Origin of the sequence: Sphingomonas sp. 35-24ZXX (assembly GCF_000786215.1) — a bacterium.
Taxonomy (GTDB): domain Bacteria; phylum Pseudomonadota; class Alphaproteobacteria; order Sphingomonadales; family Sphingomonadaceae; genus Blastomonas.
On record NZ_JROG01000003.1, the window covers coordinates 143,288 to 169,909 of the forward strand.

The 26,622-nt window shown below is 65.7% G+C and carries 19 protein-coding genes; 11 read left to right on the plus strand and 8 right to left on the minus strand.

The annotated features are described in order from the left end of the window. The first annotated feature begins 149 nt into the window (after positions 1-149). Positions 150-602 carry a hypothetical protein gene (locus LI72_RS03405; protein ID WP_033924485.1) on the plus strand — a complete coding sequence of 151 codons (453 nt, stop codon included), beginning with the start codon at positions 150-152 and terminating at the stop codon, positions 600-602. A gap of 49 nt (positions 603-651) precedes the next feature. On the opposite strand, the gene LI72_RS03410 is transcribed toward LI72_RS03405, so the two are convergent. The 4 genes from LI72_RS03410 to LI72_RS03425 form a co-directional block, all read right to left on the minus strand. Continuing rightward, positions 652-2,028, minus strand: a complete 1,377-nt coding sequence (locus LI72_RS03410; protein WP_052129478.1) for a sensor histidine kinase — start codon at positions 2,026-2,028, stop codon at positions 652-654. Beyond that, positions 2,025-2,996: a hypothetical protein gene (locus LI72_RS03415; protein WP_197051800.1), complete on the minus strand. Its 972-nt coding sequence runs from the start codon at positions 2,994-2,996 to the stop codon at positions 2,025-2,027. Before LI72_RS03415 ends, LI72_RS03410 begins: the two co-directional genes overlap by 4 nt. Positions 2,997-3,068: 72 nt before the next feature. Then, a complete protein-coding gene (locus tag LI72_RS03420; protein WP_033924487.1) occupies positions 3,069-4,256 on the minus strand; it encodes a hypothetical protein in 1,188 nt (395 codons plus the stop codon). 123 nt (positions 4,257-4,379) lie between these two features. Further along, positions 4,380-4,697 (minus strand): hypothetical protein, encoded by a 318-nt coding sequence (locus LI72_RS03425; RefSeq protein ID WP_033924488.1) that lies wholly within the window; start codon positions 4,695-4,697, stop codon positions 4,380-4,382. A 71-nt stretch (positions 4,698-4,768) separates the two neighbouring features. On the opposite strand from LI72_RS03425, the gene LI72_RS03430 reads away from it, so the two are divergent. Further along, positions 4,769-7,135, plus strand: a complete 2,367-nt coding sequence (locus LI72_RS03430; protein WP_033924489.1) for a hypothetical protein — start codon at positions 4,769-4,771, stop codon at positions 7,133-7,135. 6 nt (positions 7,136-7,141) lie between these two features. On the opposite strand, the gene LI72_RS03435 is transcribed toward LI72_RS03430, so the two are convergent. The 3 genes from LI72_RS03435 to LI72_RS03445 are packed head-to-tail and all read right to left on the minus strand — an operon-like array spanning position 7,142 to position 12,895. Then, positions 7,142-8,605, minus strand: coding sequence for an efflux transporter outer membrane subunit (locus LI72_RS03435; protein ID WP_033924490.1), 1,464 nt, complete (start codon positions 8,603-8,605; stop codon positions 7,142-7,144). Next, positions 8,602-11,805, minus strand: coding sequence for an efflux RND transporter permease subunit (locus LI72_RS03440; protein ID WP_033924491.1), 3,204 nt, complete (start codon positions 11,803-11,805; stop codon positions 8,602-8,604). Before LI72_RS03440 ends, LI72_RS03435 begins: the two co-directional genes overlap by 4 nt. A 4-nt stretch (positions 11,806-11,809) precedes the next feature. After that, positions 11,810-12,895, minus strand: coding sequence for an efflux RND transporter periplasmic adaptor subunit (locus LI72_RS03445; RefSeq protein ID WP_197051802.1), 1,086 nt, complete (start codon positions 12,893-12,895; stop codon positions 11,810-11,812). Between the two features lie 395 nt (positions 12,896-13,290). On the opposite strand from LI72_RS03445, the gene folE reads away from it, so the two are divergent. The 4 genes from folE to LI72_RS03465 all read left to right on the plus strand — a co-directional run bounded on the left by folE (position 13,291) and on the right by LI72_RS03465 (position 17,142). After that, on the plus strand, positions 13,291-13,905 hold the full coding sequence (folE, locus tag LI72_RS03450; RefSeq protein ID WP_033924493.1) for a GTP cyclohydrolase I FolE: 615 nt from the start codon (positions 13,291-13,293) through the stop codon (positions 13,903-13,905). Between the two features lie 122 nt (positions 13,906-14,027). Then, entirely contained in the window at positions 14,028-14,969 is a 942-nt protein-coding gene (locus LI72_RS03455) for a dioxygenase family protein (RefSeq protein WP_052129479.1), read from the plus strand. A gap of 10 nt (positions 14,970-14,979) precedes the next feature. Next, positions 14,980-15,777 (plus strand): response regulator transcription factor, encoded by a 798-nt coding sequence (locus tag LI72_RS03460; protein WP_052129480.1) that lies wholly within the window; start codon positions 14,980-14,982, stop codon positions 15,775-15,777. Further along, complete coding sequence (locus tag LI72_RS03465; RefSeq protein WP_033924494.1) at positions 15,778-17,142, plus strand: sensor histidine kinase; 1,365 nt, start codon at positions 15,778-15,780, stop codon at positions 17,140-17,142. Positions 17,143-17,199: 57 nt separating this feature from the next. Here the strand turns inward: LI72_RS03465 and LI72_RS03470 are convergent, their stop codons facing one another. Then, a complete protein-coding gene (locus tag LI72_RS03470; protein ID WP_033924495.1) occupies positions 17,200-17,676 on the minus strand; it encodes a peroxiredoxin in 477 nt (158 codons plus the stop codon). 221 nt (positions 17,677-17,897) lie between these two features. On the opposite strand from LI72_RS03470, the gene ahcY reads away from it, so the two are divergent. The 5 genes from ahcY to LI72_RS03495 all read left to right on the plus strand — a co-directional run bounded on the left by ahcY (position 17,898) and on the right by LI72_RS03495 (position 26,599). Further along, positions 17,898-19,316 (plus strand): adenosylhomocysteinase, encoded by a 1,419-nt coding sequence (gene ahcY, locus LI72_RS03475; protein WP_033924496.1) that lies wholly within the window; start codon positions 17,898-17,900, stop codon positions 19,314-19,316. A gap of 192 nt (positions 19,317-19,508) precedes the next feature. Further along, positions 19,509-22,670 carry an amidohydrolase family protein gene (locus LI72_RS03480; RefSeq protein ID WP_033924497.1) on the plus strand — a complete coding sequence of 1,054 codons (3,162 nt, stop codon included), beginning with the start codon at positions 19,509-19,511 and terminating at the stop codon, positions 22,668-22,670. A gap of 124 nt (positions 22,671-22,794) precedes the next feature. Then, entirely contained in the window at positions 22,795-25,158 is a 2,364-nt protein-coding gene (locus LI72_RS03485; RefSeq protein WP_033924498.1) for a sensor histidine kinase, read from the plus strand. Next, a complete protein-coding gene (tsaE, locus tag LI72_RS03490) occupies positions 25,155-25,616 on the plus strand; it encodes a tRNA (adenosine(37)-N6)-threonylcarbamoyltransferase complex ATPase subunit type 1 TsaE (RefSeq protein ID WP_033924499.1) in 462 nt (153 codons plus the stop codon). Before LI72_RS03485 ends, tsaE begins: the two co-directional genes overlap by 4 nt. Beyond that, entirely contained in the window at positions 25,613-26,599 is a 987-nt protein-coding gene (locus LI72_RS03495) for an aminoglycoside phosphotransferase family protein (RefSeq protein WP_081984597.1), read from the plus strand. Before tsaE ends, LI72_RS03495 begins: the two co-directional genes overlap by 4 nt. Positions 26,600-26,622: the final 23 nt, after the last annotated feature.

Below are 26,622 nucleotides of genomic sequence, written 5' to 3' on the forward strand. Positions count from 1 at the left end.
GGCTGGACGTGGGTTGGACGGTGCCGCACGGACACATGGTGCGCGCACGCCGCCGCTGCAAGGCCGCACGCATGGTCCATGGAACGGCTTTGCGCCTCCAACGTAGCCGTGTTAATCGAGATCAACTTTGTTTTGAGGGAAGCAAGATCATGAATACCCGTTTGTTCCGCGCCGCCTCCATGGCCGCATTGCTGGCTGCTGGCACGATGGCGCTGCCCGCCGGAGCCCAGTCGGCGAGCGCACCCGCGACCGAGGCACCCGACAACGGTTCGATGGAGCCTTCGCCCGTCACCCAGAATCCCAGCACGCCGGAAGAGCAGGCCCAGCGCGAGGCCGCAAATGCCGCGCAGGCGCAGCTTTCGAGCGCACAGGTTGCGCAGAATGCCGAGAACATCGCCAATTATCAGGCGCGTCGTTCCAGCTATGAAAGCCAGATGAAGCTGTATGAAAACACCGTGGAATCGCGGGCTCGTGCCGAAGCGGAATATGCCGAGATCAAGAAGCTGTACGACGCAATCCATGCGCAGTGGGAGGCCGATGTGGCCGCCTGCAATGCCGGCAATCGCAAGCGGTGCGCCCAGACTCCGGTGCTGCCGCAGTAAGCCCTTTAGTCTTGCTGCCTCTGCCCGGTGAGAGGCAGCGGCACGGTAATCAGCCCTTGGGCAGTATCAACGTGAATCGCGCGCCCTGACCAGGCGCGCTTTCCACCGTCAGATCGCCGTCCATCGCCAGCGCCAGCCTTCGCGAGATATACAGGCCAAGGCCGCTGCCGCCGTCGCCGCTGCGCCCCAATCGCTCCCACTTGTTGAACAACCGGTTGCGGTCCTCTTCGGTGAGGCCCGGGCCCTGATCGGCGACGGTGACGCTGGCCCAATCGGGTCCATCGTCGAGCCGCAGCCAGATCATCGACCCGTCGGGCGCATAGTTGATGGCATTGCCCAGCAGGTTGAGCAGCACCTGCAGCACGCGGCGGAACTCGCCGATCGCAGGCACGGTTTCGTCTTCCGCCGGCTTGTCGATGCGGATCGATCGATCGGCTGCCTTGAGCGCAAGCAGACCCGCTGCGCGGCGCGCCAGATCGGCCAGGTCTACCGGCTCGCGCGCGGCGCTGAAACCGGTTGCCTCGATCGCTTCAAGATCCGCAAGATCATCGACCAGCGCCAGCAGGTGCCGCCCGGCCGACGCGATATCGCTGGCATAATTGGCATAGTCCGCGCGCAGCGGCCCCTCCAGCCTCCCGCCGATCGTTTCCGCATTGGCAATGATGCGCCCGATCGGCTGACGCAGCGCGGGTCCGATCTGGGTGCCGAACATATGCGCCAGCCGTTCGCCGTCGAACAGCGGCGGCGGGGCGGGCTCTGCGGCAGGGTCGGCAGGGTTCGGTGCCGGCGTCAGCACAAGCTGCGCAGCGCCATGCGCCTGGGACGCGACCCTGCGCACACTCCAGATTTGTTCATTGCCCGCAAGGCGCACATGCTGGCCATCGATGCCGGCTGCACCATGCAGCGCGATGCCATTCGTGCTGGTCAGCAGGCTCGCCAGCGGCTTCAGCATCACGTCTTCCGGACGCCATTGCAGACCCAGTGCGAGCGATGTCTCGATGGCCAGGATACGCTCGTCCGAAGCGATCCGGACCCGGATCGCTTCGGGATCCAGCGGCAGCGGGGCGATACCTGGTGCAGGGCCGGCCACGGCGGGCAGGGGCTGTTCGCGCCAGGTGGTGACGGCAATGTCGATGCCCTCCGGCCCGGGCGTGCATTCGCACCACAGGTCGATCAGCGCATCGGGGCCGGCGACGGTGACGGGACGCGACAGGCGCATCCCCAGCCGAAGCCCATGGCGGGCAAGATCAAGCAGGGCCGGGACGGCGAGCACGCCGCCGCCATCTCCGCCCAGCGCGGTGTGCAGTGCCGCGATCCGGTCGTCTGCGGCGATCAGGCGCCCATCGCGGTCCAGACGCAGCATCGCTGCCTCGGCGGCGTGCGCCTGAGTGAGTGCGTGGTCGCGATCGGAGGGGTGGGCATTCACCACGGCGATCCGGCGGACTGCAACGGGGCAAGATTGCGCCATCCTGCCACCAGCCTCTGGGCATCGTCGGTCGCGATGGCCCGCAGTGCCGCGAGCGAGGGCAGATCGTCGGCGCGAAGCGATGCCAGCACGGCAAGGCTCTGGATCAGCCTTGCCGCGGTTTCGGGCTCGATCGCGCAAGCGCGCAGCACCACCGCCAATCTTGCCAGATCGGGATCGCGCAGCATGTCGAACAGCAGATCGCCGGGAAGCTGGCTTGCGCGTTCGAGCATCGCCATCACCAGCGATGGTCCGTTTTCCGCCAGGGCCCAGTCATCGCCCGCGCGCGGCAATGCGAACAGATGGCAAAAGCGCATCAGCCTATGCGGGCGGCCACGCCGCTCGTCAAACCCGGCCAGCAGCGAATCGGAGGTTTCGCGCAGCGCGATCGGATCACGGCCGTCATGATCCTGCAGCCACGCCACCGCCATCCGCACCACCGCGTGCAGCACTTCGGGCGGCAGTTCGTCCAGATCGATCGCAAACCCCTGCGAGCGGCTGACAAAGCGGCTTTGGGCGATGATCAGCGCCATCGCGGCCTCGGCCAGTTCATCCTGCGCATTGGCAACCTGCGCTTCGACCCGCGGCGGCAATTCGGGCATGGCGAGGCCGATCAGCCCCGCCTGGCGGCACAGGCGTGCTTCGACCGCGCGCGCGAACAGCAACCGGATTGCGGGGGGATAGGCCAGCACGGCGTGCTGCGCGATCGGTCCGGGGTCGGCAGCGCCCAGTTCCTGCGCGAGTCGGCCTGCGATGGCGTCGACGAAGCCGCCTGCCATGCTGAGATCATCTTCGCGCAGCGCCTGCGCGGCATCGGGCAGCAGTTTCTGGCGTACCAGGGCGGGGACGGCCATCGCCTGCCGGGCCTGCGCTTCGGCATGGCGCAGCAACGCGCCAACGTCCCGTAAGACCGGGCGTGCGGGGGCCATGTCGGTATTCATCGCCTTGCCCTACCAATTGCTGGTTAAAATGCTGTTAGTTCAACGGTGCCGCGCCAGGATTCAGATATGGGAGTCAGGCGTCCCCGTGGCAAGCGCAGGCGTACGGGTCTGCCACAGCGAAAGCCCGACCAGCGCCAGATTCCAGAGCATCAGTACGGGCATCACCAGCCCGAACGGGATGGCGATCAATGCTGCGATGGCGACCAGGCTGGGCGATCCTGCCAGGCGCCGCCACAACCGGGGGAGGGGGCCGCGCAGACGCTTGAGGACGATGGCGATTCCCGGCAGCAACAGCGCCGCGAACAGCCCCGCCAGCCGGTCGGAAGCTGCCACGCTGAGCACTATGATGATGATGAACGCGGCGGCAAAGGCGCTGTCGCGCGCCGCCTGTTCGCTTGGACGCGTCAACATTCCGGCAAAGCGTCCGAACAGCCGGTTGGCGGCATGGCTCGCCCCGCGCCCGGTGACCAGCAGACCCAGCGCGGCCATGCTCCACCCGCCGATGGCAACCCCGATGGCCAACACAGGCAATGCCAGCGACGACAATCTTAGCACCGGTCGGCTCCAGCGTGCCGCCCAGAGCCGCTGCGCCAGGCCCCGCATCGGGGCGGTCTGCACCAGATTTCCGCCCAGCGCGCCAGCAGATCCGGCCAGTTCCTGCAGGGCCAGCGTGTCGACCTCATGGCCCTCGCGCACGATCGCGATGCGGCCCGCTTCGGCCAGCGCGAAGGGCAGAACCTCGCGCCGATAGCCTTTCTGGATCGCCAGCCGCAGCAGCGCCGACTGGATGCTCCAGTCCTCGGGGAGGTCGCGCGCGTCGACGACATCGCGCGCACGGATGCAGGCCAGCCCCGCCCAGACATGGTTGATGTCGATCCGCTCGAATCGCTCGACCAGCACACGCGCGCCATCGCCGAGCGCAAAGCTGGCAACGAAAGTGCCCGTCTCCCGCGCCATCCGCGCCATGTCGGTGGGCGCGACATACAGACCATCGGCGATGATCAGCAGTTCATCCTCGCTCGCCAGCCGCACGCTGATGTCCGCGACCGAGCGGGCGAGATGAAAGGTCACGCCGCAGCGCAGCGCATAGGCCTCGATCTGCCGAACCCGGTCATCGACCGCGCCGACCAGGCACAGGATTTCGCCCGCTCCCGCTTGCACCGCCAGATCGACATGCAGCATCGCCAGCTGGCCGTGCGCCAGCGGCAACGCGCCGCGCAGGCCGGTCCCGCCGGGCAGGGTTTCCATCAGCGAAATCAGGGCGGCGCGCACGGGTTCGGGTCAGCTCCGGTTACAAGGAGCGGTCCTCTTATCGGGTGGCAGGTGCTGTGCCAACCGGCAGCGCGGTTGCCGGCGTTCCGATAGACGCGTTTACATCTCGGGCTGAGAGGTCTCGCCAAAGTCGCGCATCGCGGTGGCGAGGTCGCGCAGCACCACCGGGTCGCCGGGGGCACCTTCGAGGGCCCGATCCGCCAGATCGACGATCCCCTGGACGCTGAAGCTGGCAGCCAGGCTCTTGAGCCGCAGCGCCGCGAAATGCCAGTTGGCATCGCAGCGCGCGCGCCCCAGCAGATCGATCTGCCGCGCAGCGCTTTCGACAAAGGCTCCGCGCAGTTCCGCGACAAGCTCGGGGTCGCTGCCAACGGCGGCGGCGAGTGCCGCATTCAATGCTCCGGATTCATAGGCCATGACCGGCTCGAATAGACGAGCCGTCTTAACTTTCGGTTTCTGGCGAATGAAAATCTGTTAAGCATGTTCGCATGGGCGAGGGGAAGAACATCATAGACCTGCGGCATGGCCGCAGCGACGAAACTTCGGCGGCAAGCGAGCCGGTTCCGGACATGGCGGCACCTGCCTTGCCGTTGCGGAGCGACCCTTCGGACGCCGCCGATTCGCAGGCTCCTTGGATGGACGAAGATGAAATTCCGGCGCCCGAACGCGCCATCGGTGCTGCTGGCTGGATCGCGATCGCGCTTGCTGCGGGCTGGACCGGTGTCTTTGTCTGGGCCTCGCTTCCCGGTTGGCAGGCGGGGTTGAGCCCGTCGGCGGGTGTGCAGGCGGTGTCGCAATGGGCCGTGCCGCTGGTGCTGATCGCCGCCGTCTATCTGGTGCTCCAGCGCAACAGCACGCGCGAGGCACGCCGTTTCTCGGCCATCGCGGGATCGTTGCGGGCGGAAAGCGCGACGCTCGAAAATCGCCTTGCCCATGTCAATGCCGAGCTTTCGCTCGCCCGGGAGTTCCTGGCCAATCAGAGCCTTGAACTTGAATCCTTGGGCCGGGTGTCAAGTGACCGGCTGCGCGGGTTCGCCGAAGAGCTGCGCGCCATGATCGCTGCGAGCGACACCGGAATGCGCGCCATCGGCGAGGTCAGCGAAGCCGCCTCGGGCAACATGGACAAGCTGCGCAATCACCTGCCGGTGATCGCCAATTCGGCCAAGGACGTCACCAACCAGATCGGCAATGCCGGACGTACCGCGCAGGGCCAGGTCGAAAGCATGATCGCCGCGTTCGAAAAGCTCAACGCCTTTGGCCAGGCGGCCAGCGCGCAAATCGGCACGTTGGTGCGCGAATCGGATGCGGCCACGGTTCGGCTGGCGCAGTCGGTGGAAACCAGCGGCGATGCGCTGTCGCGCCATGTCGGCGATGCCAGCCAGCAGATGGATCAGGCGATCGAGACGGTCGCCAGCCGCCTCGCCAACACGCGTGCCAATCTCGACCAGACGTCCGCAGCCCAGGCGGAACAGTTGCGCGCGCTGACCGCCGATCTGGATCAGTCGCTGGCCCGCATGGGAGGCGCGATGGCGGAAAGAGCCATGGCCAGCCGTGAGGACATGCGGGCTGCAGCCGATGATCTGGCCCTGACGCTGAATGCGCTGGCGACATCTGCGGGCGAGAGCGATGCCACCATCCGCGCGGTCATCCGTGCGGCCGATGCCCAGATCACCCTCGCAGAGCAGCGCCTGCAGGACATGGACCGGCAGAGCAGCGAATCGCTGGCACGGCTTGCGTTTGCGCTTTCGGCGCTGGACGGCAATGCCGCCGCCCTGTCCGAAAGGCTGGCGGCGGGTAGCGGCCATGCCGAAATCTTCGATGCCAAGGCGCAGCGCCTGCGCGAACTGCTCGAGGCGATCCAGCAGCGCCTGGACGACAAGATTCCGCAGGCGCTGGCCGAATTCGACCGGTCCACCCAGGCGAGCCAGCAAAGCGTTGGCCTGTTGCGCGAGGGCGTGTCGGACGTCGACAGCCAGATGGTCCGTCTGGGGTCGGTACTGGGCAATTTCGAACAGCGCATCGCCGAGCAGACCAGCGAGATCGCGCGTCTCGCCGACAGCAGCGAAAGCGCCTGGAGCGAGCGGGCAGAAGATATTGCGCGGCTGATCGTCGCCATGCGCGATGCACGCGATGAAATCGATCAGATCAACGCCCATTCCGCCGTCCGGCTGGTCGAGACGATGCGCGATGTCCAGCGCGAGGCGCATGCCGCCGCCGACGAGGCGCGCCGGGCGATGGACACCGCCATTGTCGCTGCGACCGACAAGCTCGGCCGGGATAGCGGCGCGGCGCTGGAAAAGGTGTTGCGCGGCAAGGCCGAGGAACTGGTCGGCAAGCTCGAATCCGCCATCAGCCGCGCGGTCGGCGCGACGAGCGATGCCAGCCTGCATCTCAAGGACCAGCTGGCGCGCGTCGATGATCTGGCGAGCCATCTCGAGCGGCGGGTCGCGGAGGCGCGCGAGCAGGCCGAAGAGCGCACCGACAACGATTTTGCGCGGCGACTGGCGCTGCTGACCGAATCGCTCAATTCCACCGCGATTGATGTCGACAAGATCCTGTCGACCGATGTCAGCGACACCGCCTGGTCCGCTTATCTGCGTGGTGATCGCGGTGTCTTCACGCGGCGGGCCGTGCGCCTGATCGACAATGGCGAGGCCCGGGAAATCGCCGCGACGTACGAGAACGACCCGGTCTTCTACGAGCTGGTCAACCGCTACATCCACGATTTCGAGAGCATGCTGCGCACCGTGCTGTCGACCCGCGACGGCGGTGTGATGGGCGTGACCCTGCTGTCGTCCGAGACTGGCAAGCTCTATGTGGCGCTGGCCCAAGCGATCGAGCGACTGCGCGACTGACAGGGCTCAATCGCGCTTGGTTGCGCTGATCTCCTGCACGGCCGGCGCATTTTCCCAGCCACCGCCCAGCGCGCGGAACAGCGACACCTCGGCCTCGGCACGCGCTGCGGCGGCCGATCCCGTGGCAGCGCGCGCAGCCAGCAGATTGCGTTCGACCTCCAGCAGCTGCAGCGCGTTGTCGCGACCTGCACGGAAGCGGATACGGGTGATGCGTGCGACTTCCTCGGCAGCCTTGGCTGCGCTCTGCAGCGCCGCTTCCTGCTCCACCGCCGCCTTGAGCCGCGCCAGCGCCTGTTCGGTTTCCTGCAGCGCGGTCAGCACCGCGCCGTCAAACGCTGCGAGCCGCGCATCGGCCTGCGCTGAAGCGGCGTTGACGCGCGCACGCGCCGCCCCGTCGATCGGGATCGACCAGGAAATCAGCGGGCCGAGCGAGAAGCCCAGGTTGTTCGATTCGGTCAGCGCGCCGGGGGTGGTGCCACCGATCGACAGCGATCCGGCGAGGCGGATAGAAGGATACAGCGCCGCAGTTGCCACGCCGACACGCGCGGTATCGGCTGCGAGCCTGGCTTCGGCGGCGCGCACATCAGGTCTGCGGGCGAGCAACGCTGCGCCATCGTCCACGGGAATGGCGACGCGGGTGCGCGGGGGGGCTGTGCAGGCAGAGGCCGCCGCATCGAGATTGCTCGGCGTATCCCCTGTCAGGGTCGCCAGCGCGAACAGTGCCGCGCGCTGTTCCGCCTCGAACTGCGGGACTTGCGCCTGCGCCTGTGCGACCAGCAGCTCGGCATTGGCGACATCGCGCCGCTGTCCGCGCCCTGCGGCAGACAGGCGCTGCGTCAGGTCGAGCGTGCGCAGCTGGGTGGCGAGCGATTCGCGGGCGATATCCGCCTGCAGCCGGCTCGAGCACGCGAGCGCGTAGTTGCGGGCGACCTCAGCCGCAACGCTCACCCGCGCGGCATCAAGCTCTGCCTGCGCGGTCAGCGCATCGCCGCGCGAGGCTTCGACCGAGCGACGGATGCCGCCGAACAGGTCAATCTCGTACGAGGCATCGGTCGCAAGCTGGTAGAAATCGAAGGTCAACGGTTCGGGCGGGGCAAAGCCGACCCCGGCATTGGCGCCGGTGCCGACTTGGTTGGTGTTGGCCGATGCGCTGCCGTTCAGGCTGGGCAATTGCCCGGCGCGTACCTCGCGCACCAGCGCCCGCGCCCGGCGCAAATTGGCGCTGGCCTCGCGCACGGTCGTGTTGCGCTCAAGAGCGCGTGTGACGAGCGCATCGAGCGCGGGGTCCTCGAACAGTCGCCACCACCCTTCGGGCAGCGGCGTCTGAGCGAAGCGCGGGTCGGCGCTTTCGGTGAACGGCTGTGCCGCCCCATTGGGCGTGATGGGGCGCGCGAAGTCCGGGCCGACGGTGCATGCAGCGAGCGCGGCGCTCATCGCCGCGCAGGCGAGCAGGTGACGTGTCTTGATCATGGCTGATTGCCCTCCAGCACGGGCTGGTCGGTTGCAGGGGGTGTCGGATCGTCCTTGCCGCGACGCGCTGACCAGGACTTGATCCGCTCCTCCATCGTCCGCACCATCACATAGAAGGCAGGCGTGAACAGCAGACCGAAGATCGTCACGCCGATCATGCCGAAGAACACCGCGATGCCGAGTGCCTGGCGCATTTCCGCGCCGGGTCCGCTCGAAATCACCAGGGGCAGCACGCCCAGGATGAACGCGAGCGAGGTCATCAGGATCGGGCGCAGGCGCTGGGCGGCGGCGTGGCGCGCCGCCTCCAGCACCGACTGGCCATGGTCCTCGTTGTGCTTGGCGAACTCGACGATCAGGATCGCGTTCTTGGCGGCAAGGCCGATCAGCACGACCAGGCCGATCTGGGTGAGAATGTTGTTGTCCCGCCCCATCAGATTGACCCCGAGAATCGCCGCCAGCAGACACATCGGCACGATCAGGATCACCGCCAGCGGCAGCACCAGGCTTTCATATTGTGCGGCGAGCAGCAGGAAGACGAAGACTACGCCGAGCAGGAACACCAGGGTGCCGGTATTGCCTGCGGCGCGCTGCTGGAAGGCCAGCTCGGTCCACTCATAGTCAAACCCCTGCGGCAGCACCTTCTGTGCAAGCTGCTCCATCGTGTCGAGCGACTGGCCGCTCGAATAGCCGGGCAGCGTATCGCCCTGCAGTTCGGCGGAGCGATAGAGGTTGTAGCGCACGACGCGATAGGCGCCCGAGTCGTTGCGCAGGCTCATCACCGCATCGAGCGGCACCATCTGCCCGGTCGAGGACCGGGTCCGCAGACGGCCGATATCGGATACGTCGTCGCGATAGGGGGCATCGGCCTGGGCGGTGACTCGGAAGGTGCGGCCCAGGAAGTTGAAGTCGTTGATATAGCTCGAACCCAGATAGGTGCCGAGCGTCGAGAAGATGTTCTCCACCGGCACGCCCAGTTGCTCGGCCTGCGCGCGGTCGATGTCCGCGAACAGCCGCGGGGTGCGGGTGTTGAAGGTGGTGAAGGCTCCCGCGATGCCTTCGGTCTGGTTGGCCGCGCCCATCATCGCAAAGGCTGCGCCTTCGAGCGCCGGAAGTCCGGCATTGCCGCGATCCTCGATAATCATCTTGAAGCCGCCGCCGGTGCCAAGGCCTGCGACCGGGGGAGGCGCGATAACGAGGATGCTGCCCGCGGTGATTCGCGACATCGCCCCGCGCAGTTCGTTGGCGACATCATCAGCCGAAATCCGCGTTCCTGCAGGTTTCAGCGTGATGAAGATCGCTGCGGCGTTGGGCGCGTTGGTGAAGGTTGCGCCATCAAACCCGGCAAAGGCGATGGTGCTGATCACCGAACCGTTCTTGAGTGCGATCCCTTGCGCTTCCTCCAGCGCCGCAGTGGTGCGCTGCAGCGATGCGCCCGGAGGCATCTGCACGACGCCGATCAGATAGCCCTGATCCTGCGCGGGGATAAAGCCCGCAGGCGTGGCGGTAAAGCGCCAGCCGGCAATCGCAATGAGGATGAGATAGGCGATGCCCATGAACATCAGGCTGCGAATGGTGCGCGCGGTCAGTCGTCCATAGCGTTCCGACAGCTTGGCAAAGCCGCGGTTGAAGCCGCGCGCAAAGCGGGTTCCCCATCCGCGCCAGCCAGGCGCCGGCGCGTCTTCGCCATGCGTGCGGGGACGCAGCAGCAAGGCGGCCAGCGCGGGCGAGAGCGTCAGCGAAACGAAAGCCGAAAAGGCGGTGGCGCCGGCAATGGTCACGGCAAACTGCTGGTAGAACGCGCCAGAGATTCCGGGGATGAAGGCGGTGGGGATGAACACGCCGCACAGCACCAGGGCAATCGCGATCAGCGCGCCCGACACCTCGTCCATCGTCTTGTGGGCGGCATCGAACGGGCTCAGCCCTTCTTCCTCCATCAGCCGCTCGACATTCTCGACCACGACGATCGCGTCGTCGACGACAATGCCGATGGCCAGGACCATGCCGAACAACGACAGGCTGTTGAGCGAGAAGCCCAGCGCCGCGAGCACCGCAATCGCGCCTGCCAGCGCAATCGGGATCGCGATGATCGGGATGATCGCAGCACGCCAGCTTTGCAGGAACAGCAGAACGACGATGGCCACCAGGATGATCGCTTCGACCAGCGTATCCTGCACCGCGGCGATTGAGGCTTCGACATAGGTCGTGGGGTTATAGGGAATGGTATAAGCCATGCCCGGCGGGAAATCCTTCGACGCGCGCTCGAGCTCGTCTTCGACCGCCTTGGCAACGGTCAGCGCGTTCGATCCGGGAAGCTGCGAGATGACCAAGGCGACGGTGGGCTTGCCGCTGGCAAAGGCGTTGACGCTATAGTCCTGCGCGCCAAGTTCGATCCGCGCGACATCAGCGAGGCGGGTCAGCGCCAAGCCTTCGCGCTTGATGACAATCTGGCCGAACTCTTCGGGCGTGCTCAGCCGTCCCTGGGTCTGGACGCCCAGCTGGAATGCCGTTCCGCCCGTATTGAACGGGGGCTGGCCGATCGATCCGGCAGACACCTGCGCGTTCTGCGCACGGATCTTGCCGACGATCTCATCGACCGTCAGATTGCGCGCCGCGGCGAGATCGGGGTCGATCCACACACGCATGTTGTAATCACGCCCGCCGAACAGCCGCGCCGCGCCGATGCCGTCGATGCGCGATATCCGGTCGATGATCTGGAGCGTGGCATAGTTGGAGATATAGGGCTGGGTCAGCGATCCATCGGGCGAGAAGAAGTTGGCGACCAGCAGCAGGTCGGGCGAGTTCTTGCGCACGGTAACGCCGATCTGGCGGACTTCCTGCGGCAGGCGCGGTTCGGCGCTGCTGACGCGGTTCTGGACCAGCACCTGCGCCTGGTCGACATCGGTGCCCTGCGCGAATGTGACGGTGATTGCGAGATTGCCGTCGCCGGTCGACGAGGACGACATGTAGAGCATGTCCTCGACGCCGTTGATCGATTCCTCGAGCGGCGCTGCGACCACATCGGCGATCGTTTCGGCGCTGGCTCCGGGGAAGCTGGCGCTGACCACCACCGTCGGCGGTGCGATTTCCGGATATTGCGACACGGGCAGCGTCGGATAGGCGACCACGCCGAAGATGACGACCAGGATCGAGAGGACCGCCGCGAAGATCGGGCGGTCGATACAGAAATGGGCAATGCGCATCGACTTAGCTCGCCGTTGCCTGGGCCGGGGCCGGGGCAGAGATGGGCTGCGAAATCGGTGCGTCGTCCTTGGCGCGGGCCTTGATCTGGCCCTTGCGCGGGGTGACCACCATGCCGGGCTGCATGCGTGCCAGACCGTCGATCACGATGCGTTCTGTGGGGGCGATCCCTTCGCGGATCACCCGCAGGCCCTCGACCATCGGCCCGGTCTGCACAGGACGCGGCGACACCTTGTTGTCCTTGCCCAGCACGAAGACAAGCTTGCGCGTCTGGTCGGTCATGATCGCCTCGTCGGGCACCAGCATCGCCCGGTAGGTGCCCGATCCCAGCAACCGCGCGCGGCCGAACATGCCGGGAACGAGGAACCCGTTAGGATTGTCGACCATGGCATAAGCGGTGATCGTGCCCGTTTCGGGGCTGATGCCGTTGTTCAGGAATTCCATCCTGCCGCGCCAGCGGAAATTCGGCTCGTCGGCGAGCTGGATCTCGACCGGGTTGGCCGCATAGCGCGAACTCTTGCGTTCGCCGCCGGCATCCTGCCGGATGTACTTGAGGTAGAAAGCCTCTGCGCCGTCGAAGCTGAAGCGGATGGGGTTGATGCGAACGATCCGGGTGAGTTCGGTCTGGCCGGCCGTGACGAAATCGCCGACATCGACCATGCGATTGGAGACACGGCCGGAAATCGGGGCGCGCACTTCGGTAAAGGAGAGGTCGAGCTGAGCCGATTGCCGCCGCGCCTGAGCGGCTGCCAGCGAGGCGCGCGCGGTCCGCAGGTTTGCTGCGAGCGTATCGGCCTCTTCCTTGCTGATCGCATCGAAGCTGACCAATTCGGTGCCCCGCGAAGCCTGGGCCTGCGCATTGGCGAGCGAGGCACGGGCACTGGCGACGCTGGCATCGGCTTCGGCGAGGGCCGCTCGGAAAGGCCGCTGGTCGATCACGAACAGGAGGTCACCCTTGCCGACATCGCGCCCGTCGCGAAAGGCGACGCGCGAAATCGGACCGGAAACGCGGGCGACGAGCTGGACGTCCTCATCCGCGGTGAAGCGCCCGATATATTCATCCCAGTCGACGACCGTGCGCTGGAGAGGCACAGCAACCGTAGCGGCAGGTGGCGGGGGAGGGGGCGGCGGCTCTGAACCGCAGGCGCTGACCAGCAACGCCAACGTTGCTACGATAAGCGCGCATCTGGGGGGGACGCGCATGGGTGACTCCGGGAATTGATATTGCACTGCAATAAAATGAAGGAAAGGGGCCGCGGCGTCCAGATAAAAAAGTTGCAAAAAACAACTAATCTATGTTTATTTTTTGCAACTACGCTTCGCCAACTCGCAATTGCGGGCTTTGTTCCGCGAAAACGCGTATGCTGTGCCAGTGCGCTGCGCCAATGCAGGCTTCGACCATGGCACCACTGGCCCGGCCATGGTTGTACAGCCGGGTGGCGGTACCTATCTGTCCGCCCGGTTCGCATAAAAAGGGGGATTGCCTGATGCTGTATCATGATGCCGATGATGACAATGATCTGTCCGAGAAAGGCAAGATTCCCGTTCCGCACGATGTGCAGCAGGCCATCGTCACATTGCTGCGCTGGACGGGCGACGATCCCGACCGCGAGGGTCTTCGCGATACGCCGCTGCGCGTGGCGCGTGCCTGGAAGGAATATTGCTCGGGCTATGACGATGACCCCAGCGTCCATCTGAGCCGGACGTTCGAAGAGGTCGGCGGCTATGACGAGCTGGTTCTGCTGAAGGCCATTCCGTTTCAGTCACATTGCGAACACCATATGGCGCCGATCATCGGCAAGGCTTCGATCGCCTACATGCCGCGCGATCGTGTGGTCGGCATTTCCAAGCTCGCGCGCGTGCTGCACGGCTATTCGCGCCGTCTGCAGGTACAAGAGCGACTGACCGCCGAAGTGGCGGCCTGCATCTGGGAACATCTCAATCCGCATGGCGTGGCTGTCGTCATCGAGGCCAGCCATAGCTGCATGACCGCACGCGGCGTGCGGACGCCTGGGGTGAGCATGATCACCAGCCGCCTGCTGGGCTGCTTCCTCGACGATCATCGCTCGCGCGAAGAGGTGATGAGCCTGATGGGCTATTGATGCCACCCAGCCTGTGCAGCGCCTGGTGCGCTGCTGCAACATGGCTGCAACACTGTGAAATCGTGATGTGACATGGCGGGGCTATGCCGGTTGACGACCATCAACCGACATAAGGACCCGCCATGACGCTGAATGGACCCCTATCGCCTCCTGCCATCGCCGATGCCCAGCTGCACGATCATGACCATGACGGCGGTCTGGAACACGATCTGCAGCAGATCGAGCACATCCGGCTGGGCCGGCGCAACATGCTGGGCTGGATGGCATCGGCAGGTGGCGCTGCCATCATCACGGCCTGTGGCGGTAGCGGAAGCAGCTCCACGGCATCGACCGTGACCGTGTCTGGCACGACGACCACGACCACCACCACGACGACCACCGCAACCCCGACCCCGAGCCCGACCTCAACGACCTGCACCGTCTATGCAGCCGAAACGAACGGGCCCTATCCCGCCGACGGCACCAACACCGCGCCGGGCAGCACATCGAATGTCCTGACGGTCAGCGGCATCACGCGATCCGACATCCGCTCGAGCTTCATCGGCTCGACAACCGTGGCCGCGGGTGTCCCGGTGACCTTCACGATCACTGTGGTCGATGCCAACAACAGCTGCGCGCCGCTGGCTGGCTATGCCGTCTATATCTGGCACGCCGACCGCGATGGTCGCTATTCGCTCTACGACCTTCCGGCGGAGACCTATTTGCGCGGTCTTCAGGTCACCGATGCCAATGGCCGGTGCACCTTCACCACCATTTTCCCCGGCTGCTATGCCGGGCGCTATCCGCACATCCATTTCGAGCTGTTCACCTCGGTGGGCAATGCAACCGCTGGGCGGTTTGCTCGGCTGATTTCGCAGTTCGCCCTGCCCGGAGCAGCGTGCAGCACGGTTTATGCCTCGACCGGTTACACCAGCAGTGCCACCAACTTCCGATCGGTATCGATCGCCAATGATAATGTGTTCAGCGACAACAGCGCCGCGCAGATCACGGCAATGACGATGGCGATGACCGGATCGGTGGCGGCAGGCTATACCGCGACCGCCACCGTTGCCATTGCGACCTGACATCGCCGCCATGATGGTTGCATCGCCCGCAAGGCCGGGCAATGGTGATGCCATCATGGCAGGCGAAACCATTCTTGTCGTCGATGACGATGCTTCGTTGCGTGACCTGATTTGCGGCTATCTGGCCGACAATGGGTATCAGGTGCATGCGGCTGCGGGCGTCGAGGCGATGCGTGGCCTGCTGGGGCAGGGTGATCCCGATCGGGCCATTTTCCCCGATCCGGTCATCATGCCCGATCGGATCATCATGCCCGATCTGATCATCATGGATGTGATGATGCCCGATGAGGACGGCCTGGCAGGAATGCGCTGGTTGCAGGGCCGGACCACCGCCGCCTGCATCATGCTTTCGACCATGGCCGCCGATGTCGACCGGATTGTTGGGCTGGAGCTCGGCGCCGACGATTACATCGCCAAGCCGTGCAACCCCCGCGAACTTTTGGCGAGGGTGCGGGCAGTCCTGCGGCGCAGGCAGGTCAGCACGACAGCACAAGTCGCACCGCCAGAACCTGCCGGATGGACGTTCGATACCCGCAGCTGGCAGCTGATTGCGCCGGATGGCAGCTGTCCTGAGCTGTCGAAGAACGATCTGCGGCTCCTGCTCGCGCTGGTCGACGCCGATGGGCGCGTGCTGTCGCGCGATCAGTTGATCGCGCAGCTCGATCCCGACATGGACAATTTCGATCGTGCCATCGACGTTCAGGTGAGCCGGCTGCGCAAGCGGCTGGCGCTGCATGGTGGCGAGGGTTTGGTCCGCACGGTGCGGGGCTTCGGCTATGGCCTCGGGCTTGCGATGAAGCGGATCTAGATGGCGCAGGGTTCGGCACTGCTGGGCTGGTGGCAGCGCAGACCGATTGCCTGGCAGATCTTCATGCTGGTGCTGGCTGCTGTCCTCATGACTGCGGCAGCGATGGTCGCGCTGACCTTTGGCGGGCCTCCCTCAAGGCCTGCACCGACGCGGGTAGACGAAATCGTGACCGCGCTGCGCACCGGTCGGGCAGCACCGGGAATCGGGCGGCCGATCCATGTCTGGTTGCAGAAGGAACTGCCCCCCATCCCGCCAGACCAGATGCGGAGCCCGCGGCTGGAACAGGCGGTCATTGCCGATCTGGGCCGCGCCGCATCGGTGCGGGGCTATAGTTCGGAAGGGCCCGGTCCGCCGATGCAGCCAGGCGCGATGGTGGATGTGCGCGGCACCGTTACCGTCATCCGGCGCGTGGGCGAGCGCTGGCAGGTGGTGCAGTCGCGTGATTCAGGCACAGTCCAGCAGTGGTTGCTGACCACGTTTCTGGCAATTCTCGCGGTTCTGGCGCTGATCATGTTTCTTGCTTGGCGCGTGGTGCGATCGATCACCCAGCCGCTGCGCGCCATGGCGGCAGCGGCCGATGCGACCCGGGTCGGGCGGCCGTGGAGCCTCGCCCCTGCAACCACCGCGCCTGAGATAGCCTCGGTCGAGGCCGCGCTCGCTAGCTTTGATGCACGGCACCGCGACCATCTGCGCCAGCAGACTGCGATGCTCGCCGCTGTCGCGCACGATCTTGGCACCCCGCTGACCAGGCTGGCTTTCAGGGTCGAAGCGCTTGCCGACAGCCAGCGCAATGCGGCAGGCGATGATATCGCGCTGATGCGCGCACTGATCGGCAACTCGCTGGCGCTCGCCCGCAGCACGATGGCGCGGAGCGTTCCGGTCGATCTGTCAGCGCTGGTGGAGGAGGTCGTGTCGGCGAGCTGGCAGCAAGCGTCCCCGGTCTCGGCGCATTGCGACAGGCGGGCCATGGTGCAGGGTGAGCCGGTGGCCCTGCAATGCCTGGTGCAGAACCTGGTCGATAACATGCAGCGCTATGCAGGCGGCGGCATCGTGACTCTGGACTGCCGCGACGATCGCTTGGTGTTGCGCGCAGAAGATGAGGGGCCGGGCTTTCCCGTCGCCCTGCTCGGCACCATCGGGTCGCCCTTTGTGCGCGGCGACCCCTCGCGCAACGCGCAGACCGGTGGCAGCGGGCTGGGCCTTGCCATCGCGCGCACCATCGCAGAGCGCCACGGCGGCGGCCTGACGCTGGGTAACAGGGGGGTGGATACCATGGTGGGACGCAATACGGCGGGGGCCGCCAGGGCGGGACGCGGGGCATGGGTAGAGGTCAGCTTCCCGGCCGGACTTCCGGGCCAGGCATGAAAATGGGCGCGACACTCGGTGCCGCGCCCGTATCCTGGCCCGAAGGCGTTTTGCCGATCAGAGCTGGTCGAGCATGTAATCTGCGCTGCTGACCTTGAAGTCGCCGGGCTCTTCCACGAACAGCTTGTCGACCACGCCGTCCTTCACGACCATTGCGAACCGCTGGCCGCGCGTGCCCATGCCAAAGCCGCTGCCGTCCATCGTCAGGCCGACCGCTTCAGCGAAATCGGCATTGCCGTCTGCCAGCATGGTGATGGCGTCGGCGCCGGCCGACTTGCCCCAGGCCCCCATCACGAACGCATCGTTCACCGCGGTGCAGGCGATCTCGTCGACGCCCTTTTCCTTCAGCGCGGCGGCCTTTTCGACAAAGCCGGGCAGGTGACGGGCCGAGCAGGTCGGCGTGAATGCGCCGGGAACGGAGAACAGGGCCACGGTCTTGCCCGCGAAAAAGTCCTTTGCCTCGACCTGCTGCGGACCTTCAGCGGTGGCGCGCACGAATTTGGTGTTGGGGATGGTATCGCCGACTTTGATCATGTCTCTATCTCCTGCTGGTATCGTAGACCGGGCTGCATGTTGTCGCATGGCGGTGGCATTGCAAGGGCGGATGCAGGCTGCAGCGGGAATTCGCAGCGTCCGCCATTGCACACGACATATAAAGGAATCTTTATATTTGCCTGAAAGGCTGACTCTGGCTAAAGGGGCGACAGTTCCGACGGCCCTGTTGGCCACGCGGACAGATATTCAGGAGAAATTGCGTGGCCAGTGCCCCGACCCTCGACCGCACCGACTATGTCGTTGCCGACATTGCGCTTGCCGATTTCGGCCGCAAGGAAATCACGATTGCCGAAACCGAAATGCCCGGCCTGATGGCGATCCGCGAAGAATATCGCGGTGAACAGCCGCTCAAGGGCGCGAAGATCACCGGTTCGCTGCACATGACGATCCAGACCGCCGTTCTCATCGAGACGCTGGTGGCTCTGGGCGCCGAAGTGCGTTGGGCAACCTGCAACATCTATTCGACCCAGGATCACGCCGCTGCCGCCATCGCCGCGCAGGGCATCCCGGTTTTCGCCATCAAGGGTGAGAGCCTGGAAGAGTATTGGGAATATGTCGATCGCATTTTCGACTGGGGCGCTGAAGAAGGCAACACCTGTAACCTGATCCTCGACGACGGCGGCGATGCCACCATGTTCGCGCTCTGGGGCGCACGCGTCGAAGCCGGCGAAGAACTGTTCACGCCTTCGAACGAGGAAGAAGAGTATTTCGTCAAGGTCCTGAAGCGTCGTCTGGCGCAGACCCCGGGCTACCTCACCAAGACCGTGCAGAACATCAAGGGCGTTTCGGAAGAAACCACCACCGGTGTGCACCGCCTGTATGACCTCGCCAAGAAGGGCAAGCTGCCGTTCCCCGCGATCAACGTCAACGACTCGGTGACCAAGTCGAAGTTCGACAACAAGTACGGCTGCAAGGAATCGCTGGTTGACGGCATCCGTCGCGGTACCGACGTGATGATGGCCGGCAAGGTCGCTGTCGTGTGCGGTTATGGCGATGTGGGCAAGGGTTCGGCAGCATCGCTGCAGGGCGCCGGCGCTCGCGTCATCGTCACCGAAATCGATCCGATCTGCGCGCTGCAGGCCGCCATGGACGGCTTTGCCGTGCAGACGCTGGAAGACGTGGTCGCAACCGCCGACATCTTCGTCACCACCACCGGCAACAAGGACGTCATCACCCTCGAGCACATGCGTGCGATGAAGGACATGGCGATCGTCGGCAACATCGGTCACTTCGACAATGAAATCCAGATCGGTGCTCTGGAAAACATGAAGTGGACCGAGATCAAGCCGCAGGTCGACCTGGTCGAATTCCCGGGCGGCAAGCGCATCATCATGCTGTCGAAGGGCCGTCTGCTCAACCTGGGCAACGCCACCGGCCACCCCAGCTTCGTTATGTCGGCCAGCTTCACCAACCAGGTGCTGGCGCAGATCGAACTGTTCAAGGGTGCCAACAACTACAACAACGACGTGTACGTTCTGCCCAAGCATCTCGACGAGAAGGTGGCACGCCTCCATCTCGAAAAGCTGGGCGTTAAGCTGACCGAGCTGACCAAGGAACAGGCCGACTATATCGACGTGTCGGTGACCGGTCCGTTCAAGAAGGACGAATACCGCTACTGATCCTGCAGGTCCCCGGCTTCGGCAGGGAACCTCGGACAGACAAGACCCGCTCCGCTCATCGCGGGGCGGGTTTTTTGTCGTTGCGCTCACGGCGGACCGGGTTAGCGTAGGCGTATACGAAAAACGTCTCCGGGGAACATCATCATGAAAGCTTTGCACTTTTCGGTCGCGCTTGCGGCGCTGGCTCTTTCCATGCCGGCGCTGGGCCAGGGCAAACCGGCCGACAAGGCCCCCGCCTGGGACGTCAACGCGCCGCCGATGAAGACACGCGCCATCCCGATCAAGGTCGACGAGGGCACCTGGATGAACCTCGACGTCAGCCCCGATGGCAGCCGCATCGTCTTCGATCTGCTGGGCGACATCTATATCATGCCGGTGAGCGGTGGTGCTGCCACCCGCATTGCCGAGGGGCTGGCCTATGAACAGCACCCGCGTTTCTCGCCCGATGGCAGCCGCATCGCCTTCACCTCGGATCGCGGCGGCGGCGACAACATCTGGATCATGAACGCCGATGGATCGGACAAGCGCCAGCTGACCAAGGAAAGCTTCCGGCTGCTGAACAACCCGAGCTGGAGCCCCGACGGCCAGTATGTCGTCGCACGCAAGCACTTCACCACGGGGCGGTCGCTCGGCACCGGCGAGCTGTGGCTCTACCACGTCAGCGGCGGCAACGGTGTGCAACTGGTGAAGCGCCCCAGCGAAGCGCACCAGAAAGAACTGGGCGAGCCGATGTTCGCCCCCGATGGCAGCGGCATCTTCTACAGCAAGGATGCGACTGCCGGGCCGATCTTCGAATATGCGCAGGACAGCAACGGCCAGCTGTTCGTGATCGAACGCTATGACATGGCCAGCGGCAAGGTCGAGCGGGTGACCGGCGGGCCTGGTGGCGCGGCGCGCCCGCAGCCGTCGCCCGATGGTCGCTATCTCGCCTTTGTCCGTCGCGAGCGCGCCAAGACCAAGCTGTATGTCCGCGACCTGCAGACAGGCGAGGAACGCAAGATCTATGACGCGATGGACCGCGACGTGCAGGAAACCTGGGCGGTGCACGGGGTTTACCCAAACATGGGCTGGACCGCCGACAGCGGCAAGGTGATCTTCTGGGCCGGCGGCAAGATCCGCTCGGTCGACGTGAAAAGCGGCGCGGACAGCATCATCCCGTTCAGCGTCAACGACACCCGCAGCATCATCGACCCCATCCGCCCGCAAAAGCCGGTCGCGCCCGATACCGTGGCGGTCACCATGCCGCGCTTTGCCAGCGTTTCGCCTGATGGCAGCCGCATGGTGTTCGAAGCCTTGGGCAAGCTGCACCAGCAGCCCGCAACCGGTGGCGCGGTGCAGCCGCTGGTCACCAACGGTGGCAGTGATTTCGAACTGTTCCCGGCCTATTCGCGCGATGGCAGCCAGATTGTCTACGTCAGTTGGGACGACAACCGGCTGGGCGAATTGCGCGTCGTGGGCGCAGGCGGGGGCGAAGCACGCACGATCAGCAAGACCCCCGGCCACTACCGCCGACCGCAATTCTCGCCCGATGGCCGCTTTGTCGTCTTCGAGGCCGGCGGGGGCGGCGGCTTGACGTCAGATGCCTGGGGCGCCCAGCCCGGCATTCATCTGCTCGACATCGCCAGCGGCCAGACGCGGCGGATCACCGACGATGGCAGCGAACCCCATTTCGGCGCGAACGGTGATCGCATCTTCTTCAGCAAGGGCGCGGGCGGCAAGCTGGCTTTGGTCAGCACCGATCTCAACGGCGAGGCAGAGCGCACCCATGCCAGCGGCGAGATGGTCAGCGGCTATGCGCTGTCGCCCGATGGCAAGACTTTGGCCTTCCGGCAGAACTATTCCGCATTCGTGATGCCGTTCATGGCAGGCGCGGTGGATCTCGGCGCAGGCCGGGGCGGCGGCGCGCTGCCTGCGGTGCAGGTGAGCGAGGGCGGGGCGACTTTCCTGCAATGGAGCCATCAGGGCCGGATGCTCAACTGGTCGCTCGGGCCGGTGGTCTATTCCGCCGATGCGAGCAAGGCGATCGCCGCCGGGCCGGTCACCAGGACCGACGCCAGGTTCGCGCCGCCGAAATCGGGCGTAGCGATCAACGTGACCGTAGCTGCCGACAAGCCTTCGGGCACCGTGGCGTTCACCAATGCCCGCATCGTGACGATGGCCAATGACGCTGGCGGCATCATCGAGCGCGGCACGGTGGTGGTGCGCGACAACCGGATCGTCGCGGTCGGCGCGAATGTTGCGGTTCCAGCAGGTGCACAGACGGTCGATGTCGCGGGCAAGACGATTATCCCGGGCCTGATCGATGCGCATGCCCATGGTCCGCAGGGACAGGATGACATCATCCCGCAGCAGAACTGGCATGCGGTGTCGCACCTCGCCTTGGGCGTGACGACGATCCACGACCCCAGCAATTCGGCGAGCGAGATCTTCGCGGCGGCCAGCTATCAGCGTGCGGGCAAGTATCTGGCCCCGCGCATCTTCTCGACCGGCGAAGTCGTCTATGGCGCCAAGGCGGCTGGCATTTTCGCCGAGATCGACAGCCTCGCCGATGCGCGTGCGCACACCACCCGGCTGAAGATGCAGGGTGCGCACAGCGTCAAGAACTACAACCAGCCCCGGCGCGAACAGCGCCAGCAGGTGGTGGCAGCAGCGCAGGCCGACGGGCTGGCGAGCGTCGCCGAGGGCGGGTCGCTGTTCGGCCAGGACATCACCATCATCGCGGATGGCAACACCACGCTCGAACACAATATCCCGCAGGAACGGCTGTACGAGGATGTCCGCAGCTTCTTCGCGCAGAGCAAGGTGGGTTATACGCCGACCTTGGTGGTCACCTTTGGCGGCATGGGGGCAGACCCCTACTGGCGCAGCCACACCGATGTGTGGCAGCACCCGATCCTGAGCAAGCACGTGCCCCGGCGGCGGCTGGAGGCGACCACGGTGCGCCGCGAGATCGGCCCCGAGGACGACTATGCCGATACCGCATCCGCGCGCGAGGCCTTGGAACTCGCCAAGCGCGGCGTACCCGTCGGCATCGGCGCGCATGGCCAGGAAGAGGGTCTTGCCTCGCACTGGGAGCTGTGGAGCTTCGTCAAGGGAGGCATGACGCCGCTCGAGGCATTGCGCACCGCGACAATCAGCGGCGCGCGGTCGCTGGGCTTCGACAAGGACATCGGTTCGATCGAGCCGGGGAAGCTTGCCGACATGGTGATCATCGATGGCGATCCGGTCGCCGATATCCGTCAGTCGGACAAGATCACCCATGTCATGCTCAACGGGCGGCTCTACGACGTGCCGACAATGAACGAGACGGTGACCGGCAATGCCACGCTGAAGACATGGTACTGGGACAAGTGACCCGAAAATCCTCCTCCGCACCGTGACCGGGCGGGGGAGGAATTTCTCCACAGCCCGTTTTGCTCCAGCCCCAATCTGCGCTACGGCCCATCACGATGACGCGGACGCCCAATGAACGCCTGAAATGGATGAGTCGGCCATGCTGGTAAGCAATGGCGGCCTGTTCCTGATCGCCCTCGTGCTGGCCCTGTGGACAGGCGGTGCGATCTGGGCGCTGGTGACCGGCCTGCAGATGCGCAGGTCTGCGGGCACCGCACGGCGTCAGCTGCGCCGCCTGACCCGCTTGATCGAATCGGGACCCGCCATCCCGCTGATCGTGCGATCGGATTCGCGGATCGAAGGGCCAGAGCGCGTCGCGCGCTGGCTGGGCCTCGATAAGCTGCCGCCCTATCTCGCCGAGCTGTCGCAGGAGGGCAAGGGCCTCTCGCGCGAGGCGCTGGATGCGCTGGGTGCGCAGATCACGACCGCGCAGAAAAGCGGCGCGCCGTTTTCGGCTGCGGTAACCGCCGCCCGATCGAACCGGCGGCTGCGGATCGAGGGGCGGCTGGCCGATCCGCAGACGATCGCGCCGGGTGCGGTGCTGCTGTGGTTCTACGACGCCACCGATGGCGAAACGCGCATGGCGGCTTTGGTCGAAGCCGAGGCAGAGGCCAGACGCGCCTTCGATGCGCTGTCGGGCCTGATCGAAGCGGCGCCAATCCCGATGTGGTTCCGCCGCGAAGACCTGTCGCTGCTGCTGGTCAACAGCGCCTATGTCGAGGCAGTGGGCGGGGCGAATGCCGCCGACGTCGTTCAGGCCGGGCAGGAACTGGTCGAGACCGTCGACGGACTGACCCCGGTCGCGGTGGCTGCGCGCGCGATGGAAGCCAACACGGCCTCGCGCCGCACCGTGACCACCACCATCGCGGGTACACGGCGGGCGATGGATATTGTCGATCTGCCGATCCGCGGGCGTGGCGTCGCGGGCTATGCCATCGATGTGCACGAGCTGATCCAGGCGCGCCAGGCGACCGAACGGTTCCGCGATGCGCAGCGCGACATGCTCGACAATCTGTCGGCCGGCGTGGCGCAGTTCGATTCCCAGCGCCGCCTGATCTTCGTCAACCAGCCCTTCGTCCGCATGTTCGCATTGAAGCCGCAATGGCTGCAGGACGGGTTGGAGTTCGAACGGCTGATCGACCGGATGCGCGAGGCCGGACGGGTCCCCGAGGTTCGCGATTTTCCCGCCTGGCGCGACGAGAAGCGCGAATGGTTCCAGGCGGCAGGCCCTTCCGACGAGGTGTGGCTGATCCCCGATGGCACCCATCTGCGCGCCATCGCCCAGCCGACGCCCGACAACGGCCTGTTGCTGATCTTCGAGGATCGCACCGAACAGGTGCAACTGGCCAGTGCGCGCGACACGCTGCTGCGGGTGCGCACCGCGACCTTCAACAACCTTTACGAGGCGCTCGCCGTGTTCACGTCCGACGGGCGTCTGCACCTGTGGAACACCCGCTTCGGCGCGGTGTGGGAGGTGGACGAGGGCGAGCTCGCCAAGCATCCGCGCGCCGACGAGCTGCTCAAGGCGATCGCGCCCAGGCTCAAGCGGCCTGCCCAGATTTCCGCACTGCGCGAGGTGATCCGCGCCGCCACGCTCGACCGGGCGCAGCGCGCCGGGCAGCTGGTGATGAAGGATGGCCGGGTGTTCGATTTCGTCGGCATTCCGTTGCCCGATTCGAGCGCGCTGTTCACGATGATCGACGTGTCGGACGCCAAGCGAATGGAAGACGCACTGCGCGAGCGCAACGAGGCGCTGGTCGAGGCCGACGCGATCAAGACGCGGTTCCTCGCCAACATGAGCTACGAGTTCCGCACACCGCTGACCTCGATCGGCGGCTTTGCCGAACTGCTCGCAGGTGGCGTTGCGGGACCGCTCTCGGAACAGGGGCAGGAATATGCCCGCGCCATCATCGATTCGGTCGAACGGCTGTCGGCGCAGATCAACATGGTGCTCGATCTGAGCCAGAGCCAGGCAGGCACGCTGCCGCTGAAGCTGGAGCCGACCGATATTGCGGGGCTGCTGCTTGAGGTGGCCAAAGGTGCGGCGGGGCTGGCCGGAGGCCGCAACATCGCGCTCGAACTCGACATCAAGGGCGAGCCCGGCAGTGCCGAGGTCGATCGCGCGCGCTTCGGTCAGGCGATCGCCGCCGTGGTCGACAATGCGCTGCGCTACACGCAGGAAGGTGGCCGAGTGCTGCTGCTGGGCGACCGGTTCCGCGGCAAGCTGCGCATCGTGGTATCGGACAACGGCCCGGGGCTGGATGCACGGGCCCAGGCGCGTGCGCTCGACGGCGTGCTGCAGGCTGACGAGGCCGGCGGCAAGCCGCTCCCGAAACGCTCGGGCCTGGGGCTGCCGCTGGCGAAGAATCTGATCGAGGCGCATGGCGGGCGGATGGAGCTGATGAGCGAACCCGGCGCTGGCACCATCGTCACCATCCTGATGCCATGACGCTGCGCATTGCCTCGCTCGACGCCATGGCGCAGCTTGGCCAGGCGCTCGCCGATGCCGCGCAGCCCAGCGACACGATCGCCCTGTCGGGCGATCTGGGCGCGGGCAAATCGACACTGGCCCGCGCGATCCTCAATGCGCTGGGCTTTGCCGGCGACGTGCCCAGCCCGACTTTTGCGCTGATCCTGCCTTACGACCCGCCCGAAGTGCGCATCCCGGTCATCCATGCCGATTTCTATCGGCTGGAAGGCGCGATGGAGCTCGACGAACTGGGGCTGGACGCGGGCGAGCCTGCGTTGCTGATCGCCGAATGGCCCGAGCGGGTCGGCGGACTGGCTGGGCCCGATACGCTGCAATTGCGGATTGAAGGGACCGATGCTAGCGAGCGGCTCCTGACCGCGCAGCCCGGCTTGCACTGGCGTGAGCGGTGGCAGACTATTGCAGGTGGTGGATCTTGAGCGCACGTGATTTGGTTATCCGCAGGTTTGCAGATGCGCATGGCTGGGCGGCGGCAGAGGTGCTGCCGATCCCCGGCGATGCCTCGTTCCGGCGCTATTTCCGCATCGTCGATGGCGACCGCCGCGCGATCCTGATGGATGCGCCGCCACCAGAGGAAGACCCGCAGCCGTTTGTCGATGTGGCGCGCTATCTGACCGGCCAGGGGCTTCGCGCGCCCGCCATTCTCGCCGTCGATGCTGCGCAGGGGCTCGTGCTGCTCGAAGACTTCGGCGATGTGCGGATGCGCGAGACGGTCGATGCGGGCAGTGCCGAGGCCGAGCGTGCCGTCTATACGCAGGCGATCGAGACCTTGGCGAAGTTGCACCGATGCCCGCCCGCCGATGTCGCGCCTTATGATCGCGCGGTCTATCAGCGCGAGGCGGGGCTGCTGACCGAATGGTATTGCCCGGCACGCGGTCTGGATGTTGACGCAGAAGGCTATGTCCGAGCCTGGGATGCCGTGCTCAATGGCATGGATGCGGCTGCACCTGCCGTGACGGTGCTGCGCGATTATCACGCCGAAAACATCATGCTGCTGCCCGATGGCGGGCAGGGGCTGCTCGATTTCCAGGACGCGCTGATAGGCGACCCGGCCTATGATCTGGTCTCGCTGCTGCAGGATGCAAGGCGCGATGTCTTGCCTGCGCTGGAGGCCGAGATGATCGCGCTGTACCGCGATCTGGCGCGCCCGGCCTATGATTTCGACACCGCCTATCACGTGCTGGGCGCGCAGCGGAACGCCAAGATCGTCGGCATTTTCGTGCGGCTGTGGAAGCGCGACGGCAAGCCGCGCTATCCGCTGATGATCCCGCGGGTATGGGGAGCGATGGAGCGCGATCTGACGCACCCGGCACTCGCACCGGTGGCTGCCTGGTTCGATGCCAACATCCCCGCCGAGCTGCGCGACCCTGGGCGCACTCTGGGCGGCGAGTTCGCGCTGTGAACGCCAGCCCCGCCTTTGCGCGT